The organism is Pseudoalteromonas sp. SCSIO 43095, assembly GCF_023650455.1.
Lineage (GTDB): Bacteria > Pseudomonadota > Gammaproteobacteria > Enterobacterales > Alteromonadaceae > Pseudoalteromonas > Pseudoalteromonas tetraodonis.
In genome coordinates, this window is record NZ_CP087995.1 from 1,616,806 (window position 1) to 1,635,228 (window position 18,423).

Here is an 18,423-nt window from a genome sequence, read left to right on the forward strand (position 1 = left end):
TTTTATATCCTTATGATGCTTGCGTTGCTTCTAAAAAGTCTTGTGCAAAGCGTTGCAATACACCGCCTGCCGCATAAATAGAAAGCTCTTCTTGCGTATCTAATCGGCATTTCATTGGCACAGTGACTACTTCACCATTTTTACGAGTGATCACTAATTCTAAAGTTGCCCCTGGTGCTGGTTCGCCTTTTACATCATAGCTTTCGCTACCATCTAGGTTAAGTGTTTTGCGGGTTGTACCTGCAGCAAATTCCAGTGGTAGCACACCCATACCAATGAGATTAGTACGATGAATACGTTCAAACCCTTCAGCTGCAATAACCTGAACACCTGCAAGCCTTACACCTTTTGCCGCCCAATCGCGCGACGAGCCTTGGCCGTAATCAGCGCCTGCTACAATAATGAGTGGCTGTTTACGCTGCATGTAGGTTTCGATTGCTTCCCACATGCGTGTGTTTTTACCCTCTGGCTCTATGCGCGCATATGAGCCTTGCTTCACTTCGCCGTTTTCATCCAATACCATTTCGTTCAATAGTTTAGGGTTTGCAAACGTGGCGCGCTGCGCAGTTAAGTGATCGCCTCGGTGCGTTGCATACGAGTTAAAGTCTTCTTCTGGCACGTTCATTTTAGTTAAGTATTCACCTGCCGCGCTGCTTGCCATAATCGCATTAGAGGGTGATAAATGATCGGTTGTAATGTTATCGCCAAGCACTGCCAACGCGCGCATACCACTCATGCTGCGCTCACCTGCTAGTGCCCCTTCCCAATAAGGTGGGCGGCGAATATAGGTACTTTCTGGACGCCAATCGTATAATGGGTCGTTATCTTCGCCGTAATCAACGGTTAAATTAAACATTGGCTCGTATACTTTTCTAAACTGCTCAGGTTTTACGCTTTGTTTGATAACCGCATCTATTTCTTCATCAGATGGCCATAAATCTTTTAAGGTTACATCGTTACCTTGTTGATCTTTACCGAGGATGTCTTTTTCTATATCAAAACGAATGGTACCGGCAATTGCATAAGCAACCACAAGTGGTGGTGACGCTAAAAACGCTTGCTTAGCATACGGATGAATACGACCATCAAAGTTACGATTGCCCGAAAGCACTGCTGTTGCATATAAATCGCGATCAATCACTTCTTGTTGAATTTTAGGGTCTAGTGCACCACTCATGCCGTTACAGGTAGTACAGGCAAAACCAACAATACCAAAACCAAGTTGCTCTAGCTCTGGTAATAATTTTGCATCCTCAAGATACGATTGCACTGCTTTAGAGCCCGGTGCCAATGAGGTTTTAACCCAAGGTTTACGCATTAAACCTTTTGCATTGGCGTTACGCGCCAATAAACCTGCAGCAATTACATTGCGTGGGTTACTGGTATTAGTACAGCTGGTAATCGCGGCGATAATACAGGCGCCATCTGGCATTAAGCCTTCTTCGTTCTCAACAACACCCGAAATACCTTGCGCTGCTAAATCGCTGGTAGATACACGACGATGCGGATTTGAAGGGCCTGCAATGTTGCGCCCTACACTTGATAGGTCAAATTTAAGTACGCGATCATATTGAGCAGTTTTTAAGCTATCGCTCCATAAACCCGCTGTTTTAGCGTAGTTTTCTACTAGGGCAATTTGCTCTTCATCACGGCCTGTTAAACGCAAGTAATCAATGGTTTTATCGTCAATGTAGAACATAGCCGCGGTGGCGCCAAATTCTGGGGTCATGTTCGAAATGGTGGCTCTATCACCTAGGGTTAGTGCATCAGCCCCTTCACCGTAAAACTCAAGGTAAGTCGATACCACACGTTGCTCGCGTAAAAATTCGGTAATAGCCAATACAATATCGGTTGCAGTAATGCCGGGTTGGCGTTTACCGGTAAGCTCCACGCCCACAATATCGGGTAAACGAATATATGATGCGCGCCCAAGCATTACGCTTTCGGCTTCAAGGCCACCTACGCCAACAGCAATAACACCTAAAGCATCAACATGTGGGGTATGGCTGTCGGTACCTACTAAGGTATCTGGGAATGCAATGCCATCGCGGTTTTGAATCACCGGCGACATTTTTTCAAGGTTAATTTGATGCATGATGCCATTTCCCGGTGGGATCACATCAATATTTTTAAACGCGGTTTTGGTCCAGTTTATAAAATGAAAACGGTCATCGTTGCGTCTATCTTCAATGGCGCGGTTTTTTTCAAATGCATCGGGATCAAAACCTGCGTGCTCAACAGCTAATGAGTGGTCAACAATCAGTTGAGTCGGTACAACCGGATTTACTTTTGCAGGATCGCCACCTTTTGCAGCAATAGCATCACGCAGGCCCGCTAAATCAACCAGTGCGGTTTGCCCTAAAATATCGTGACATACAACGCGTGCCGGATACCACGGAAAGTCTAAGTCTTGTTTACGCTCAATTATTTGGCTCAGTGCATCGGTTAGCATTTCGGGCTCACAGCGACGCACTAAGTTTTCGGCAAATACACGCGAACTGTAAGGTAGTGTAGCGTATGCGCCAGGTTTAATGGCATCGACGGCGGCTTGGGTATCGTAGTAATCAACATTTGAGCCCGGTAAAGGCTTACGGTATTGGGTATTATTAATAATGGTCATAATAAATTCGCTAATTTGGTGACGGAGGAGAGTACGCTAAAGCGCTATAATGAGTAATCATCAGCGCTATAAACAATAAAAGGTGAGCTAGGCTCACCTTAAACGCTAACTAATTAGCCTCTTGATTCAATTGGCGTGTAGCTACGCGCATCTGGCCCGGTGTAATCAGCACTTGGGCGAATAATACGGTTATTTGCACGTTGCTCTTTTACGTGAGCTGTCCAACCAGTTACACGGCTCATTACGAAGATAGGCGTAAATAACTTAGTAGGAATACCCATAAAGTGGTACGCCGATGCATGGAAAAAGTCAGCATTACAGAATAACTTCTTCTCACGCCACATAACTTCTTCACAGCGAACTGACACTGGGTAAAGCACCTCATCACCCACTTCTGCGGCTAATTTTTCAGACCATTTTTTAATAATAACATTACGTGGATCTGACTCGCGGTAAATAGCGTGGCCAAAGCCCATAATTTTATCTTTACGCTCAAGCATCCCCATCAGTGCATCTTCTGCTTGATCGGCGCTGGTAAAGCCTTCAATCATATCCATGGCGGCTTCGTTGGCACCACCATGCAGTGGACCACGTAAGGTACCAATTGCACCAGTAACACATGAGTGAATATCAGAAAGCGTTGATGCACACACGCGACCGGTAAAGGTAGAGGCATTAAATTCATGCTCTGCGTACAAAATTAGTGATACATTCATTACTTGTGCAAATAATTCACTTGGCGCTTTATCGTGTAATAGCGTTAAAAAGTGTGCACCAACTGAGTCATCATCAGTTTGTGTTTCAATACGAACACCGTCATGAGTAAAACGATACCAGTAACAAATAATACTTGGGAAAATTGCCACCATACGGTCAATCGCATCGTTTGCTTCGCTAAAGTCATTTTCCATTTCAAGGTTACCTAGCATAGAACACCCTGTGCGCATTACATCCATTGGGTGTGCGTCTTTAGGGATGTTCTCAAGCACTGTTTTTAGTGCCTTTGGTAAACCGCGTAAACTTTTAAGTTTAGCTTTGTACTCTGCCAGTTCGCTTGATGTTGGTAGCTCGCCGCGTGAAAGTAAAAACGACACTTCTTCAAACTGCGCTTTTTCAGCCAATTCGCTAATGTCGTAACCACAGTAAGTTAAACCTGAGCCTGTTTGCCCTACTGTACATAATGCGGTTTGTCCTGCTACTTGGCCACGTAAGCCTGCGCCACCTAATGCTTTATCTACCATGATGTGTCTCCTGTTGAATTTTTATTATTTGTCAGATTTTGCTGAAAAAAGGTTATCGAGCGTGTTTTCGTATGAGTGATAATCTAAAAAGTCGTAAAGCTCTGCACGCGTTTGCATGTTTTCAATTTGGCTTTGTTGCGACCCTTCATTCAAAATAGCCGAGTACACATTAAGTGCCGCTTTGTTCATTGCTCTAAATGCACTTAATGGGTAAAGCACCATTTCTACGCCCACATCGCTTAGTTGCTCTTTGGTGTAAATTGGGGTTTGGCCAAATTCAGTAATGTTGGCCAAAATAGGCACATTAATCGCTTTGGTAAATGCTTGATAATCTGCAAGGTCATGAACGGCTTCTGCAAAAATGGCATCGGCACCGGCTTCAACACAAGCTGCTGCACGGTCTATTGCTGCGTTTAAGCCTTCTTTTTGAAACGCATCGGTACGTGCCATAATGTAAAAATCGCTATCGGTTTTTGCATCTACTGCGGCTTTAATACGGTCTACCATTTCAGCTTGGGTAACTATTTCTTTATTAGGACGATGGCCACAACGCTTTTGCGCTACTTGGTCTTCAATATGAAAGCCTGCTGCACCTGCTTTAGTCATTTCTTTAACGGTACGGGCAATATTAAACGCCCCACCCCAACCTGTATCGGCATCCACTAACAAAGGTAAATCGCTAGCACCGGTAATACGGCGAATATCTTCAAGCACGTTATCAAGGCTGGTCATACCTAAATCTGGCATACCAAATGAGGCATTAGCCACACCCGCACCCGATAAATAAATAGCCTGATGGCCCATTTTTTCAGCCATCATCGCGGTGTACGCGTTAATAGTACCTACCACTTGTAACGGATGGTTATTTGCAATTGCCTGTTTAAATTTTAATCCTGCTGACATTACCTTCTCCTAACTTTGAACGGGGCTGCTCTTTGGCAACTTAGTATTTTTTAAACATCTGTACTAGTTAGCCATTTCATTTTGAGTGGCTTGTACTGATTGTTGATATCTATCAAATTTTGTTTGTATATTTGCTTGTGATGCACTGATATGGCGCTTCATTAACATTTCGGCAAGCTCTCCATCATGGTTTTCTATGGCGTTTATAATGGCTAAATGCTCATCAAACGCTTTAGATACCCGCGGCCCTACCATACCCATTTGTACACGATACATTCTTATTAATTGGTACAGGTCGTGGCATAACAAATGAATTAAGTGCGCGTTTTTACTGCCTTTGATTATTCTGTAATGAAAATCTAAGTCGCCTGCTTCTTGATAGTACGACTCACCTTCTTTAACACGCTGAGTTTGCAAATGCTGATTAAGTAATTGTTTCAAGCCTTGTACTTCATCTGGTTCCATATTGTCGGCAGCTAACCTACATGCAAGTCCTTCAAGGGCACTACGTACTTGATACACTTCAATTAAACGTTCTGCGGTTAATGCCACAACACGGCAACCTATGTTGGCTTTACGCTCAACCAAGTAACAGCTCTCTAAACGGTTTAATGCTTCTCTAAGCGTTGCACGGCTTACACCATAACGCTTTGCAAGCTCCGGCTCTGATATTTTGCTGCCTTGTGCAATACTGCCTTCTACTATCTCGCGGCGCATATCTACAAACACTTTATCGGAAGCGGTTGTAACTGCGGTGTCGTTTAACAAGTGCTGTGTCATAAAGTACTTTTATATTGTCGACAATTTATGGATTAACTATGTGCTTATTAACCTACAGTGTCAACCCTGAAAACATTAAAAATGAATAAAAAACCACCACATTGTCGACAGCATTAGCTAAAAGTATAATAAAAAATAGTGTTTAAGCTATTTTTCTCAACAAGATGTCGACACCTTTTAAGGGTTACTATTTCATTTTTAACACTGAAAAAAATCGTTAAAAATGCTATTATCCGGCTTTAATTTTTATTGTATGAGCCAAATCGTGGACGCTAACACTTATATCCCAGAACAATTTATTGACGACGTAAAAACTTATCTGCCTGATCACCTTACGTTAGATGATTTTTTAAATGCGTGTCGTCGACCTTTACGTAAATCTGTTCGCGTTAATACATTAAAAATGAGTGTTGAAGAATTTAAGCAACAAGCGGCTAAAAAAAACTGGCAACTTACCGCTATTCCTTGGTGTGATGAAGGTTTTTGGTTAGAGCGCCCAAATGATGAAGAGCAAAACCTAGCGCTGGGTAATACCGATTTACATTTAAGCGGGGCTATGTACGTGCAAGAGGCAAGCTCAATGTTGCCGCCGATGGCACTAAAGCAAAGCTTACAAACCAGCCAAACGGTTCTTGATATGGCCTCGGCACCGGGCTCTAAAACCTCACAACTTGCCGCGTTAATGGACAATCAAGGCGTTTTAGTTGCAAATGAGCTGTCGTCGTCACGGTTAAAAGTGCTTAGTGCCACGCTAAAGCGTATGGGTGTAGGTAATTGTGCGCTATCGCATTTTGATGGCGTGGTATTTGGTAATTACATGTTTGAGTGCTTTGACAGCATTTTACTTGATGCGCCCTGCTCGGGTGAAGGCACGGTACGTAAAGATAGTGACGCACTAAAAAATTGGTCTATCGAATCAAACATTACCATTGCCCAAGTACAAAAAGATCTGATTAAAAGCGCATTTTATGCACTTAAACCTGGCGGTACACTGGTGTATTCAACCTGTACGTTAACCCCACTCGAAAACCAACAAGTATGCAGCGCATTATTAGATGAGTTTGGCGAATATATAAGCCCTGAGTCATTAAGCGATTTATTCCCAGGGGCTGATAAAGCCACCACCACAGAGGGCTACTTACATGTTTGGCCGCAAACGTTCGACAGCGAAGGCTTTTTTATTGCCAAATTTAAAAAGCACAGCAGCTGCGAAAACCAAACATTAAAAGTTAAAAAAGGCGCGTTCCCGTTTAGTGACTTTGATAGTAAACAAAGAGCTGCGTTTATGAGCTCCCTCAAAAAGCAATTTGGTTTAACAAGCCTGCCAGGTACTTTAATGCAGCGCGACAAAGAGCTTTGGCTGTTCCCTGATGAATTTGAAGCAATACAAAATAAAATAAAATACGCGCGATTAGGGATACAAGTAGGCGTTATTCATAAAAATGGCGTACGCTTAACGCACGAATTTGCATCGGTATTTGGTAAGCAGTGTAAAAGTAATGTACTGGCATTAACCAATCAGCAGGCTAACGATTACTTTAATGGTAAAGATATACGCCTAGAAGAGGTAACCAAAGCCAGCGGCGAGGTGATCCTAACTTTATGTGGTTGCCCTATTGGGTTAGGAAAATGGCAAAAAAATAAAGTTAAAAACTCTTTACCAAGAGATTTAGTACAAAATACGCAGTTAATAAACTGGGCGTAAATTCTAACTTAAATGTAACAAAGGTGTGTATAACAAATGTAACTTGCTATAATTACAACAGTATAAAAAACGAACAAGAATGTGTATTTTTAGCACTTTTGACTATACTTAAATAACTTTCTTCTTCTCCCTAAGAATCTGAAAGTGTCTTTAGTTAGCGCAGGGCTCACATATGAGCCCCTCTATAACCCAGAGTTCCTTATAGCTCTGGGTCTTTTTTTTCTTACGAGGTGCGAGGTTCAAGGCCCGTTACCCGAAACCCGTGGCTCGAAGCCCGCAACCCAGAGCTCGCCACTCGAAGCTCGTGGCTCGTGTTTTAACCACAGTATTTATTAAACATCCAACTGCCTCTAATAGCCTCATAATGAGAACCAAATTGCAGCGATAAACACACTATTGGCAAACGATTCATTTGCTCAGCCATACTAAACACATCATAAAATTTATAACCATATTTAGAGGCTAACTTTAGCTCATTCACATAAAGGGCTTTGTAGGTAGGTGGTAGTTCATTCCAGTGCATTAACGCAATTTGGATGATACCTAAGTGAACATCTAACTTATACGGCCCAACTTTTTTAGCTTGCTGAATATAATCATATACCCGCTTGGTAGGCCCCTCTTGATAACTTACTACTTGTGCCAAGCTTATCCAGGTTAGTGCCCAAGTTTGTCTAAGCTCAACCGACTTTAATAACGCTTGCTCAGCTTGTTGGTATGTTTGCTTAACTTTATCTGACTGCTCACTTGATGTGGTATCAATACCGGCTAAACCTAGCATTTTTATATGGGCTAAAAAGTGCCAATAATGAGGATGGTCAGGATCCATATTCGTAGCCAACGTAATCGCATTTTCTGCAGCTTGAAGCGATGAACCAGACAAAGCACCATCCGACTCTTTCACAATATTAAGCGCATGAAAGTACCATGCATTTGCACGCATACTTTGCATGCTGGTATAAGCGATAACAAGTACTATCAAGGCTAAAATAACTGCAGGCACTACCTTGGCCATGTTTAATTTAGTCATTAAATAAGCACTCGGTTAGTTGCAGCGGGTTAGTTACAAAAAGCGTTGTGGCCTGCTCTTCACCTAATAATTGCGCTACTGTTTTTCTAGCTTGGCTTAAAATAGGCGGTCGGCGCTTTACAGAATGAGCATCAGAGGCAACATAGTTCACTAAACCATCTTTTAACATTTGCAACGATATTGCTTGAGCGCTTTCGCCCCACTCGCCTTCAATGCTCGATGCTGTTAATTGAAAATCACAGCCTAATTGGTTTAAGTGTTGAATATAATAAAGGTTGGACTGAATATCGCGATTGCGCTCAGGGTGCGGAATAATAACGCGTATATTTTTTTTGGCGAGCCACTGAATAAACTTATCGTAACCTTGTGGCATGTGTGAATGCGGTAGCTCTAATAACAACACATTTTTGTCTGCTATTTTACCAATAAAAGGCAGTTTATTAGCCATCACCATTGCCATAAGCTCTATGTCCAAGCGTACTTCAGCAGCGGCAGCCAACTTTACATTAATCCCTTCATTTTTTGCATTAAGCCGTAAGTTTGCCAAATTATCATAAATATGAGAAATCGAATTATTAAATCGGCCTATATGTATATGTGGCGTTGCCACCATATGAGTAATGCCGTCGTTTTCAGCCAATTTTAAAAGCGCTAAAGATTCAGTTAAATCTTTAGCGCCATCATCAATACCCGGCAAAATATGCGTATGAATATCAATCATAAATTAACTTAATTACGCTTGGGGCTTTTCAGGTTGCTGTGAGTAATCGTAATAATCATAGTAGCCATGACTATGCTCATCTTTAGATTTACTCATATCTACCTGGTTTAGTACCACACCAGCAACGTGGGCTTTTACCTCAAATAAACGCTCAAGGCCGGCTGTAATCGGTTTAATACGAGTAATGTCTGACTTAACAACATAAACAACTGAATCAACACTTTGTGCAATTACCAATGCATCACTTACTGCTTGTGTAGGTGGTGTATCAACAATAATATGATCGTACTGCGCTTTTAACTCACTGAGCAATTGTGCAAAGCGTGGGCTTGACAACAACTCAAGTGGATTAGATGGTATTTGCCCACTTGGCATAATTGTTACACCCGATTGCTTGTCAACATGAACACACTCAGCTAGTTGCTCAGTACCTATCATTAAATTACTTAAACCTGGGTGAAATACCGGTATATCAAAACGTTTAGCTAATGTTGGTTTACGTAAATCGGCATCAATTAGTAGTACTTTGCCCATTTGTGCCAACGACATCGCTAAGTTTGCAGAGGTGGTGGTTTTACCCTCTCCTGGGGAGGTAGAGGTAACCGCAATAACCTGATGCGCTCTGTCAAGGTGAGTTAACAATAAACTAGTACGCAAGGTACGTACCGACTCAGCAAAGCGGCGGTAAGTATCTTCTAAATAAGCATGAATCGGAAAATAGCTCTTCTTAGGAACTGCAACATGCGGCAATAATCCTAACATTCGTTGTGCGAGTTTATTTTCTACATCATTTTTATTTTTAACTGTGTCGTTTAGGGCATCAAAAACAAAGGTCATTACTACAGCAAAACCAAAACTAGCTACAAAAGCTAAAATAACAATTAATTTTTTGTTAGGTTTGCTAGGTTGATTTGGTGCATAAGCTCGGTCTGTAAAGCGCGCAGCAGCTGAGCTAAAGTCACTGGTTACTTCAGTTTCTTTAGAACGAGATAAAAAGGTGTTAAAAATATTACGGTTTGTTTCAACTTCACGTTTAAGCTGATTATATTTTGTTTCTTTGCGGGTAATATCTTGATATTCAGCACGAATTTTAGCTAAGTCGCGCTCAAGCGCATTTACAGTTCGGGTTGTTCTATTAAGCTCTTTTTCTATACCGGTAATTAACCCTTTAATTTGCTTATTAAGGTTAGTTTTAACGGTGGCAAGCTCAGATTTAGCTGAAATCATTTTAGGATGTTTAGGGCCGTAAACCTCACTAAGCTCACTCACCTTACGCTCAACTAAGACCACTTCGCGTTTAACATCTTGTACTACACGATGTGAGGTAATTTCAGGCATACTGCCAAGTAATTCTATGTTGTCGTTACCATATTCGTTAATAACACGGTTAATGCTTTCAAGGTTATTTTTAGTCGCACGCGCATCAACTAACTGCTTTGAAGTTTGCTCAAGCTCTTGAGTAACCAGCCCAGCTATGCCTTCTATATCAACCAGTTTTTGTTCTTCTCGGTAAGCTTGTAAGCGCACTTCAGAGCTATCTAGTTGTATACGCAATTCAGATAAACGCGTATTTAACCAACTTGACGCCTGCTGTGTAATACCCATTTTAGCGCGCATTTGGCTTTCAATGTAAACTTCACCCACCGTATTTGCTACCAAAGCAGCTAACTTAGGGTCACTTGACTCAAAACTTACACGCACTAATTGCGTTTTCATTATAGGAGAGACACTCAAACGCGATTTGAATGCAGCAAGCAAACCTAACATTTCTCGCTCTGCTTGCTCTTCTTCGCTAAGCGCTGAGCTTTCTTTTTTATTTAAAAAAGGTAACAGCTGCTTAACCATGCCTTTTAACTCACCTGTAAGTGAAGGTTTAGCAATAAAGTCGGTATGCTCTTTTAAGTTGAGTTTAGTAATAACCTCACGAGCAATACTGTTTGACTTAATCACTTCAAATTGAGTTAAGTAATATTCTTTTTTAGTAGAATCTAAGCCATATATTTCGTCAAAACTCACCGCCTTGGTTTGCTCCGACTCAATCAATAAAGTGGCTGTAGCTACATATTTAGGCACTAAAGTTAACGCAACCATTATAGTTAGTAATGTAACTACAATAGCAAAACCTAAAATCTTCCATTTACTTTGCTTAATAACATTAAGATAAGCACCTAAATCAATAACTTCCTCGTTGTTGCTAGGCTTTTCAGATAGTGTATTCATTTTATTATTACTGCCTTAAACTGCTTAAAACAAGCGCTGTTCTATTTTTATGGTGTCACCCGCTGCAATTTGGCTATTTAAACTACCTTTTTGTTGCTGCTGTTTGGTTTGCTCTTTAAAAATAAATATTTTATCAACCGAGGCGCGTTCAGTTAATCCACCGGCCAATGCTATTGCTTGATTTACCGTCATAGCAGGTTGATAAGGATAGCCACCTGGTTTTTTAACTTCACCATGTATATAAAAAGGGCGGTATTCTATAACTTGCGCATACACATTAGGGTTTACTAAGTAATCAGGCTGCAGCCCTTCGCTTATTGTTCGCTCAACTTGCGCAATATTTAAACCCACAAGTTTAACCTTGCCTAAAAACGGGTAGTTTATCTCACCACTATTGCCAAGTAGTGAGGTTACGTCTAAATCGGGCTGACCAAACACTTTTATTTCTATTTTGTCGCCTGCGCCTAATATGTAGTTTTGCGAATCACTCGCAAAACTACAAAAGCTGAGTAACAATATAAAGCCAGTTAAAATTTTAACCTTCATTCATTACCCTTTAGTGCAAATGTAAAGTTAAGGCCTACAATTACGCGGTCAAACTCAATGTTAGTTTGAGTTGAATTACGGTCAATAAATTCAACATAGCCTGTTAGCATACCAAAGTTGCTTGCTAAATAATTTAAGCCTAGGCGGGCATTTTTAACTTTATCTTTTCGGTTAAAATTACCAGAGTATTGCTGGTCAACGTAATTAGCACTTACTACAGAGCTTAAGTAGTCGCTCCAATCATGCTGCCATGTTGCACCATAAACGCTTTCACGAATGTAATCGCCTTGCACTAATGGATCTTTGGCTGCACGGCTAGTAACTAATTGTAGTGATGAATAAGAAAGCGGCTTCCAAACAGCGGCTGCTTCCCAGCTTAAACCACTAAAGTTATCGCGTACGTTAGACTCAAAGTCTTTGTTTTGGTAACCCAATTTAAAAGAGCCTGAAGTAACAGCTGTTGCTTCCCACTCCATTCCTAATAATACTTTAACGTCATTTGAATCACGTGAAATACCGTTTGAATCAATTACATCGTATTGATAGTTTTCTTGCTTTACTTCTAAAAAAGCACGGGTACCAGCTTGGGTATTATAATAACCTGTAATGCCTAACATAGGCTTATCATAATCACGAAATTGCGACACGGCCGTAAAATTTTGATAATTTTTATTATAATAGCCTGCAGTAAAAGCAATCATTGCTTTAGAGCTAACAGCGCCATATTCATATCGAGCTTTTAGGTTTTGTTGTTGGTAATGAACGAGCTCATCAACAACATTACCTTGACCTTCGGTTAAACCCGCACCGCGTGGCTCGTATAACCAATCGGCGTCACCAGTAACATCTAAACGGTGTTGGCTAGTAAACTCTTTGTGTACACCTGCGCCCAAGTTTACTTGAGTGAAATTATCGGTAGTGTCTTTATTATGAAACGACGTGCTTGATGCAATATCAAATTTATAACTGTCAGGGCCATCTTCAATAAGCGCATTTAAACTCGGCGCTATATTCCATATTAAACGCGACTCGGTGTTTTCTGGAGTGCTAAAAAAGTTGTCGTTGCTACTTACACCCAGCTGCAGCATAGGTGTAACCTCAGCGCCATCTTTGGTCATTACACTGCCTGGCTTTAATTCTACTGCCAAAGCTGGTGCTGATAAGCCTAACGCAACGAGTAAAGTGGTAATTGTATTAGTACGCATTTTCACTTTTAAATCCCTTAAAAATTGTCATAAAAATTATTTTTACATCAAACCATAAAGACCAATGTTTAATGTAATGTAGGTCGTATTCAACTCGCTTGGCCATTTTATCTAAAGTATCGGTTTCGCCGCGCCAGCCGTTAATTTGTGCCCAACCGGTAATACCCGGTTTGGTTTTATGCCTAAACATATAAAACTCTACTTTTTTTCGGTATTCTTCGTTGTGGGCAACCGCATGGGGCCTTGGGCCAACAATAGACATATCGCCTTTTAAAACGTTTATAAACTGCGGCAGTTCGTCAAGGCTAGTGCGGCGCAAAAAACCACCTAAAGGGGTAATTCTGGCATCGTTCTTGGTTGCCTGAGTCACCACATCGCTGTTTTCGGTCACCGTCATCGAGCGGAACTTCCACACTTTTATTTTGCGGCCATCTAAGCCATAGCGATCTTGCTTAAATATAATAGGCCCTTTAGATGTCAGCTTTATTGCGGCAGCAATAGTCAATAATAGTGGGGTGATTAAAGTAACAATAATAGCCGAAACAACTATATCTTCTGTGCGTTTTATAAATTCATGAGCACCAATACACGGTGCTTCAAACACGCTTAATGTATCAACATCACCCACGTGCTCAATGCGAGCATGTATTAAGTTTGAGAGTAAAAAGTCAGGCACTATGTGCACATCAACGGTGGTATCGCCTAACTGTAATAAAATATCAGCTATGCGCTTTTGTGCTTTCATGGGGAGCGCAATATACAGTATATCTATTTCGCCATTACGCGCTGCATCTACCGCATTTTGAATGCGCCCTTCAACACCTTGTTGTTCGAGTTGTTCAAACAGGCGCTCTGGGCTTCTGTCATCGTAAAAACCTTTAAAATTAAAGCCTAGTTCATCATGTTTAACTATTTCAGCATGTAAATAAGCTGCAGACTCAGTGGCACCAATAATGGCCACATTGCGTTGCGATAGCCCTAATTTACGGCGGCTACGTTTATACCAAAAAACCCCTAAACGCCAAATGTACAAATAAGCCACACTTAGCGTAAACCAAATCGCGATTCCCACGCGAGAAAGCGACTCTGTAAACTTAAATACAAAAGACACGACTAATAAAAACGCAAAAGCAATTAAAACACTACCCCATGCACACATTACCATTGTTCTAAACTTACCAGCTCGCCATGAGCGATAAGTAGAAAACAGCTCAGCACTGTACAAGTAGCTAAGTGCAACGGTTAGTGCAGAAGTAGCATAAATAGGGGTAAGTTTAAAATTGTAAAGAAGGGCTGCGCACTGAAAAGCTAAAAACAACGCAAATATATCAAATAATCGGTAAAAATTGGCATCAGAGGAACCTGAAGGTTTAAAAGTCCTTGAAGATGTCATTTTGCTTAATTCCTTATAGCTAATTCAGTGTGAGTAAAGCCCCAAAAAATCCACAGGGATAATATAGTATTAGCCAATTTTGTTCAATTACTGATTCCGACAAAAGTACTAAAATTAATGTTTAAACCTTTTAGCTAACTCTTGCTTTTTTAATAAGTATTAAAGTAAATACTCGCATTTTACTTAGGTTTAATTAAATAACCCCTTAAACCAACTCCAAACACCAAACGAATATCCTTCAAAAATATCAATTCCCAATGCAGATTTAATCAAATATAAAACCAGCAATGTAAGTAAAATAGTAAACGTGACTGCCAAGCTTAAAAATACTGCTTGAGTAAACCTTGCTATTTTTTGCTCTTTAGCACTGAGCTCTCGCCTATTTCGCCCTGCTAAAAAAACATAGTAATAACGGTATTTAAAAAACTTAACTACGCCTCTGCAATCAACAGTATGGTTACCCCACTGCCTAGCGCCAATGGCTATTTTTAAATGCGCTAACTGTTCATCAGTAAATGTAGTTTGAATGTTTTTAGGCATTCGCTCTAGTAAACTTCTAATAGCTGGATCTTGCTGTAAGTTAGACAAAAAAACCTCAGATTAAACAATAACTAATTAACTTAAAAATACTTTTTACAGGTTTCAATAATAAAAAGCCAATTAAAAATAATTGGCTTTTTAGGGAGGTGTTGTTATTTATTTAAGGTTAGCCGAACGGAAAGTATTAGACTTTTCCCAGCTATTCTCTTGTTGTAATGGAAGTGACCCGTTTTGGTTTATATTAGCACCTGAGTAAGAATGCTGATTCCATATACGTGTTGCAGAAGCCCATTTACAACTACCTGAAGTTTTAACATGCACGCCATTAGTCGGCTGTTTATCTCCTAATAGAAGTCTATTAGATACAGAAATAATTTCACCAGAACCATCACCATCTAAATCAACTACAATTGGGTATTCCCATAAAGTACCTGATGACTGAATAGTAGAGTAAATAACTTGGTTTAAATTAAAATCAAAAACCTTTAACTTTTCTTCATCTTGGTAAATAACTTCAGATTTTCCATCATTATTAAAATCATAAGCCACTGTACCCACTCGCATGCTGGACATGTCATTCATAGGTGTTGTTGATAAAATAACACCGTTAGAGTTAATAACTCTGACTTCGTTTTCACCAGCATTAATAATTTCTGGAACACCATCACCATTAATGTCAGCCAGTGAGCTTACACCTGCTCCCTCTGATGCTGCTTTTACGCTCCACAATTGATAACCTTCATGATCGTATAAGGTTATGGTACCGTCTAGGTCTGTTTGGACTATTTCAGGATAAGCATCGTTATCAAAATTAACTGGTAATGCGAATGTCTCACCATTATCTGTGCCTTTTGACCAAATAACTTCTCCATATTGGTTATACAAAATACCATTGGCGAGAATTTCTTGAACTCCATCCAAGTCAACATCAACAACTGTAGACTCAACAACACGTATAAAAGAATGACTACTCGGTGTCTGTAACGCAGTGACAGAATCATCATATAAATCCCAAATAACTTTTCCAAACAATATTTCAGGGTAACCATCTGCATCTAAGTCGGCGATTGTAGTACTGCCGTATAGTAAACCTTCAACTTGTTGAGGTATTGATTTTTTGAGTAAACCTTCATTGCTGTATATGTTTAATGTTTCATTTACAGAGTCATAAGCAAATATATCAACTAGTCCATCATTATCTAGATCAGCTACGGCAATAGAATAATACTGGTGAGTGTTAACATGATTGTAACTCACAGACCCGTCTTGAGCCTTAGTTAACCATAGTTCTGAGCCATCAACACCACTAAGAGCTCTTACAATTCCACGTTTTCTGAACTGCGCAGAGTCAAAAGTAACAGCAATAATATCAACTACATCAAGCTCATTTATTAAACCATCACCGTTATCATCATTTAATTGAGCTGCTAATGGCGTAGAAATTACATCAACATAAGTTGGTTCATATTCACTGGCAGTCCAATTCCATTTATCAACGATATTAATTTCGTTACAAACTGGTGCTACTGTACTAGGTAAGTTACCATCAAATTCACCACCTAACAGCGCCATTGAACCGTAAAAGCTTTGGCCAATAATAGGCATTTTAGCTGTACCATATACACCTCTAATATCAGCATATGGTGCTAATACAACGCCTTCCCAGCGGTTGCCCTTAATGTCTAGCTTTTGAGCATTAGTAAAGTTGAACACGGTTTTACTCGCATGGTGGCGTAAACGTGCAAAACTCTTGCCTTTTACAACTACGTTGTCATCACCTGTAATATTAAAAATTACAGTGGCATCCGCAGGAATACCCCATACTTTAAAAGTATGCGCTTTAGCAAAGTCACGAGCATCTAAATTAAATACTTGTCTATCAGAGCTTCCATCACCTTGTAAATAAAGGCCACCCCATTTACGGTACACTGTACCTGTTTCATTCAGTTCACTTAATTGTGTACTTAAATCTTTGTAATATTGCTCTTGCTCATCAAAGTTAAATGGTAACGCCGATTCATCTTGGTTAGAAAGTATTTTAGAGCCCCACTCCATACCCCAACGAACACTCCAGTGAACATCAGTACCACCACCGGCGATCATACTACCTACATATTGGCGACCATATTTAAAGTCGATAGTAGATTCACTAATTAAGTAATATTCTTCAGGGCTGTATGGGCGAGTGTAGCCTACACTATAACCTTTAAGATCAATTTCACCGGCAGCAATTGCGCCATCAGCTCGGCCAAAATTCGATTTAAAATCATTAAAAACAAATGCAGAAAAATCATTGGCAACGCCTAAATCTGCAGCCAGTGTTGTAGAACTAGCTAAAGAAAGTGCGATCACTGCACTTATCTTTTTAAATTTAAGTAATGAGTTAGTCATTTTTTCCCTCGAAAATGAAAAGTGCATTTATAGGCACTAAGTTTGCGTCATTTGTTTAATGAAAGTTAATTCATCAAGCGCTTTGTGATCATTATATACACAAATAAAATCAAAAGGAATAAAAAACACTACGAAAGTACTAATTTTTATTACCTAAAAGAACACAAAAACATAATATCAATGAGTTACAGTAATAAAAAATCAAAATTAATTTAAAAAAAACATAAAACACATCTTAAAGAACTGCAATTTGTTAATTTTTTGTTAAAGGTTAAGGGTTACATAAGAGCATAAGAGTTACTCTGTTGTAACTCTTATATTATTATATTGTCAGCTTGAAATTTGATGTCTAAAAGTGATTTGCGAGGGAGGGGGGTTTAGTCAATGTTAAAAAATTAGCTACTAAACTTATTCTTTATTAATAAGTATGCAAATTTAGAATTTGTAATTAAGTAACGTTTCCACATTCTGCCGGGTTCCTGTATAACCCTGTAAAGCCATTCGAACCCTGCTTTTTGCATCCACTGTGGTGCGCGCTTTACTTTGCCTGCTACAACATCAAACGTACCACCAACTCCCATTACAAAATCAACGCCGAGTTTGTCTTGCCATTTATTAATAAAGTTTTCTTTTTTTGGGGAGGTTATAGCTACAAATAATAATTTTGCGCCCGATTCCCGTATTTTAGTGACCACAGCCTCTTCATCCTGCCAAAAATAACCATCATGATAGCCAGCAATATTTAAATTTGGGTTTTGTGCTTTAACGACTTCGGCTGTTTTGTTCACTACTTCTTCGGTGGCACCCAATAAAAACACAGGAAAGTCTCGTTTAGCACTCATGGCTAATAATTCATGAAATAAATCAACTCCTGCTACACGCTCTGGCACATCGTGCCCTAAAAAACGTGCACCAAAAACAACGCCCATACCATCAATATTAATTACCTCACACGCTTTAACCGACTCAGCTAAAACAGGATCTTTTTGCATATTAACTATTTTGGCTACATTAACCACAACATGCTGTAAAAATTGCTTTTGCTCAATTCTACTTTCAATAAAAGTCACCGTCTCTTGCATGGTGGCAATATCCATGGGGGCTTTTAAAAATTCAATACGTTTCATT

The 18,423-nt window shown here is 40.0% G+C and carries 14 protein-coding genes; 1 reads left to right on the forward strand and 13 read right to left on the reverse strand.

All coding sequences use genetic code 11. The features are described 5' to 3' along the window. Nucleotides 1-10: 10 nt before the first annotated feature. The 4 genes from acnD to LOC50_RS07690 all read right to left on the reverse strand — a co-directional run bounded on the left by acnD (nt 11) and on the right by LOC50_RS07690 (nt 5,544). Nucleotides 11-2,620 (reverse strand): Fe/S-dependent 2-methylisocitrate dehydratase AcnD, encoded by a 2,610-nt coding sequence (gene acnD / locus LOC50_RS07675; protein WP_250652999.1) that lies wholly within the window; start codon nt 2,618-2,620, stop codon nt 11-13. A gap of 113 nt (nt 2,621-2,733) precedes the next feature. Beyond that, nucleotides 2,734-3,861, reverse strand: coding sequence for a bifunctional 2-methylcitrate synthase/citrate synthase (gene prpC / locus LOC50_RS07680; protein WP_250653000.1), 1,128 nt, complete (start codon nt 3,859-3,861; stop codon nt 2,734-2,736). Between the two features lie 24 nt (nt 3,862-3,885). After that, nucleotides 3,886-4,764, reverse strand: a complete 879-nt coding sequence (gene prpB, locus LOC50_RS07685; protein ID WP_013464731.1) for a methylisocitrate lyase — start codon at nt 4,762-4,764, stop codon at nt 3,886-3,888. A gap of 63 nt (nt 4,765-4,827) precedes the next feature. Continuing rightward, nucleotides 4,828-5,544, reverse strand: a complete 717-nt coding sequence (locus LOC50_RS07690) for a GntR family transcriptional regulator (RefSeq protein WP_250653001.1) — start codon at nt 5,542-5,544, stop codon at nt 4,828-4,830. A 265-nt stretch (nt 5,545-5,809) separates the two neighbouring features. Between LOC50_RS07690 and rsmF the strand changes: the two genes are divergently transcribed. Next, entirely contained in the window at nt 5,810-7,249 is a 1,440-nt protein-coding gene (gene rsmF / locus LOC50_RS07695) for a 16S rRNA (cytosine(1407)-C(5))-methyltransferase RsmF (protein ID WP_250653919.1), read from the forward strand. A gap of 316 nt (nt 7,250-7,565) precedes the next feature. Here the strand turns inward: rsmF and LOC50_RS07700 are convergent, their stop codons facing one another. The 9 genes from LOC50_RS07700 to LOC50_RS07740 all read right to left on the reverse strand — a co-directional run bounded on the left by LOC50_RS07700 (nt 7,566) and on the right by LOC50_RS07740 (nt 18,422). Further along, nucleotides 7,566-8,279 (reverse strand): VpsP family polysaccharide biosynthesis protein, encoded by a 714-nt coding sequence (locus LOC50_RS07700; RefSeq protein WP_250653002.1) that lies wholly within the window; start codon nt 8,277-8,279, stop codon nt 7,566-7,568. Continuing rightward, nucleotides 8,272-9,000, reverse strand: a complete 729-nt coding sequence (locus LOC50_RS07705; RefSeq protein WP_250653003.1) for a tyrosine-protein phosphatase — start codon at nt 8,998-9,000, stop codon at nt 8,272-8,274. Before LOC50_RS07705 ends, LOC50_RS07700 begins: the two co-directional genes overlap by 8 nt. Before the next feature lie 12 nt (nt 9,001-9,012). Continuing rightward, nucleotides 9,013-11,220 (reverse strand): GumC family protein, encoded by a 2,208-nt coding sequence (locus LOC50_RS07710; RefSeq protein ID WP_250653004.1) that lies wholly within the window; start codon nt 11,218-11,220, stop codon nt 9,013-9,015. A 24-nt stretch (nt 11,221-11,244) separates the two neighbouring features. Further along, nucleotides 11,245-11,766 carry a polysaccharide biosynthesis/export family protein gene (locus LOC50_RS07715; protein ID WP_250653005.1) on the reverse strand — a complete coding sequence of 174 codons (522 nt, stop codon included), beginning with the start codon at nt 11,764-11,766 and terminating at the stop codon, nt 11,245-11,247. Continuing rightward, nucleotides 11,763-12,977, reverse strand: coding sequence for an outer membrane beta-barrel protein (locus LOC50_RS07720; protein WP_250653006.1), 1,215 nt, complete (start codon nt 12,975-12,977; stop codon nt 11,763-11,765). Before LOC50_RS07720 ends, LOC50_RS07715 begins: the two co-directional genes overlap by 4 nt. Next, nucleotides 12,961-14,364: an undecaprenyl-phosphate glucose phosphotransferase gene (locus tag LOC50_RS07725; protein ID WP_250653007.1), complete on the reverse strand. Its 1,404-nt coding sequence runs from the start codon at nt 14,362-14,364 to the stop codon at nt 12,961-12,963. The genes LOC50_RS07720 and LOC50_RS07725 overlap by 17 nt, the downstream gene beginning before the upstream one ends. A 189-nt stretch (nt 14,365-14,553) precedes the next feature. Then, nucleotides 14,554-14,952, reverse strand: a complete 399-nt coding sequence (locus LOC50_RS07730; RefSeq protein ID WP_250653008.1) for a 3-phosphoshikimate 1-carboxyvinyltransferase — start codon at nt 14,950-14,952, stop codon at nt 14,554-14,556. Nucleotides 14,953-15,060: 108 nt separating this feature from the next. Beyond that, a complete protein-coding gene (locus LOC50_RS07735; protein ID WP_250653009.1) occupies nt 15,061-17,295 on the reverse strand; it encodes a choice-of-anchor A family protein in 2,235 nt (744 codons plus the stop codon). Nucleotides 17,296-17,690: 395 nt separating this feature from the next. Continuing rightward, the gene (locus tag LOC50_RS07740) at nt 17,691-18,422 is read right to left on the reverse strand and encodes a WecB/TagA/CpsF family glycosyltransferase (RefSeq protein ID WP_250653010.1); all 732 of its coding nucleotides are present in this window, start codon (nt 18,420-18,422) and stop codon (nt 17,691-17,693) included. Nucleotide 18,423: the final 1 nt, after the last annotated feature.

What these genes read in the sequence shown, in the direction of transcription:
- acnD (WP_250652999.1), bottom strand. Translation starts at nt 2,620, where the DNA reads ATGACCATTATTAATAATACCCAATACCGTAAGCCTTTACCGGGCTCA.
- prpC (WP_250653000.1), bottom strand. Translation starts at nt 3,861, where the DNA reads ATGGTAGATAAAGCATTAGGTGGCGCAGGCTTACGTGGCCAAGTAGCA.
- prpB (WP_013464731.1), bottom strand. Translation starts at nt 4,764, where the DNA reads ATGTCAGCAGGATTAAAATTTAAACAGGCAATTGCAAATAACCATCCG.
- LOC50_RS07690 (WP_250653001.1), bottom strand. Translation starts at nt 5,544, where the DNA reads ATGACACAGCACTTGTTAAACGACACCGCAGTTACAACCGCTTCCGAT.
- LOC50_RS07700 (WP_250653002.1), bottom strand. Translation starts at nt 8,279, where the DNA reads ATGACTAAATTAAACATGGCCAAGGTAGTGCCTGCAGTTATTTTAGCC.
- LOC50_RS07705 (WP_250653003.1), bottom strand. Translation starts at nt 9,000, where the DNA reads ATGATTGATATTCATACGCATATTTTGCCGGGTATTGATGATGGCGCT.
- LOC50_RS07710 (WP_250653004.1), bottom strand. Translation starts at nt 11,220, where the DNA reads ATGAATACACTATCTGAAAAGCCTAGCAACAACGAGGAAGTTATTGAT.
- LOC50_RS07715 (WP_250653005.1), bottom strand. Translation starts at nt 11,766, where the DNA reads ATGAAGGTTAAAATTTTAACTGGCTTTATATTGTTACTCAGCTTTTGT.
- LOC50_RS07725 (WP_250653007.1), bottom strand. Translation starts at nt 14,364, where the DNA reads ATGACATCTTCAAGGACTTTTAAACCTTCAGGTTCCTCTGATGCCAAT.
- LOC50_RS07735 (WP_250653009.1), bottom strand. Translation starts at nt 17,295, where the DNA reads ATGACTAACTCATTACTTAAATTTAAAAAGATAAGTGCAGTGATCGCA.
- LOC50_RS07740 (WP_250653010.1), bottom strand. Translation starts at nt 18,422, where the DNA reads ATGAAACGTATTGAATTTTTAAAAGCCCCCATGGATATTGCCACCATG.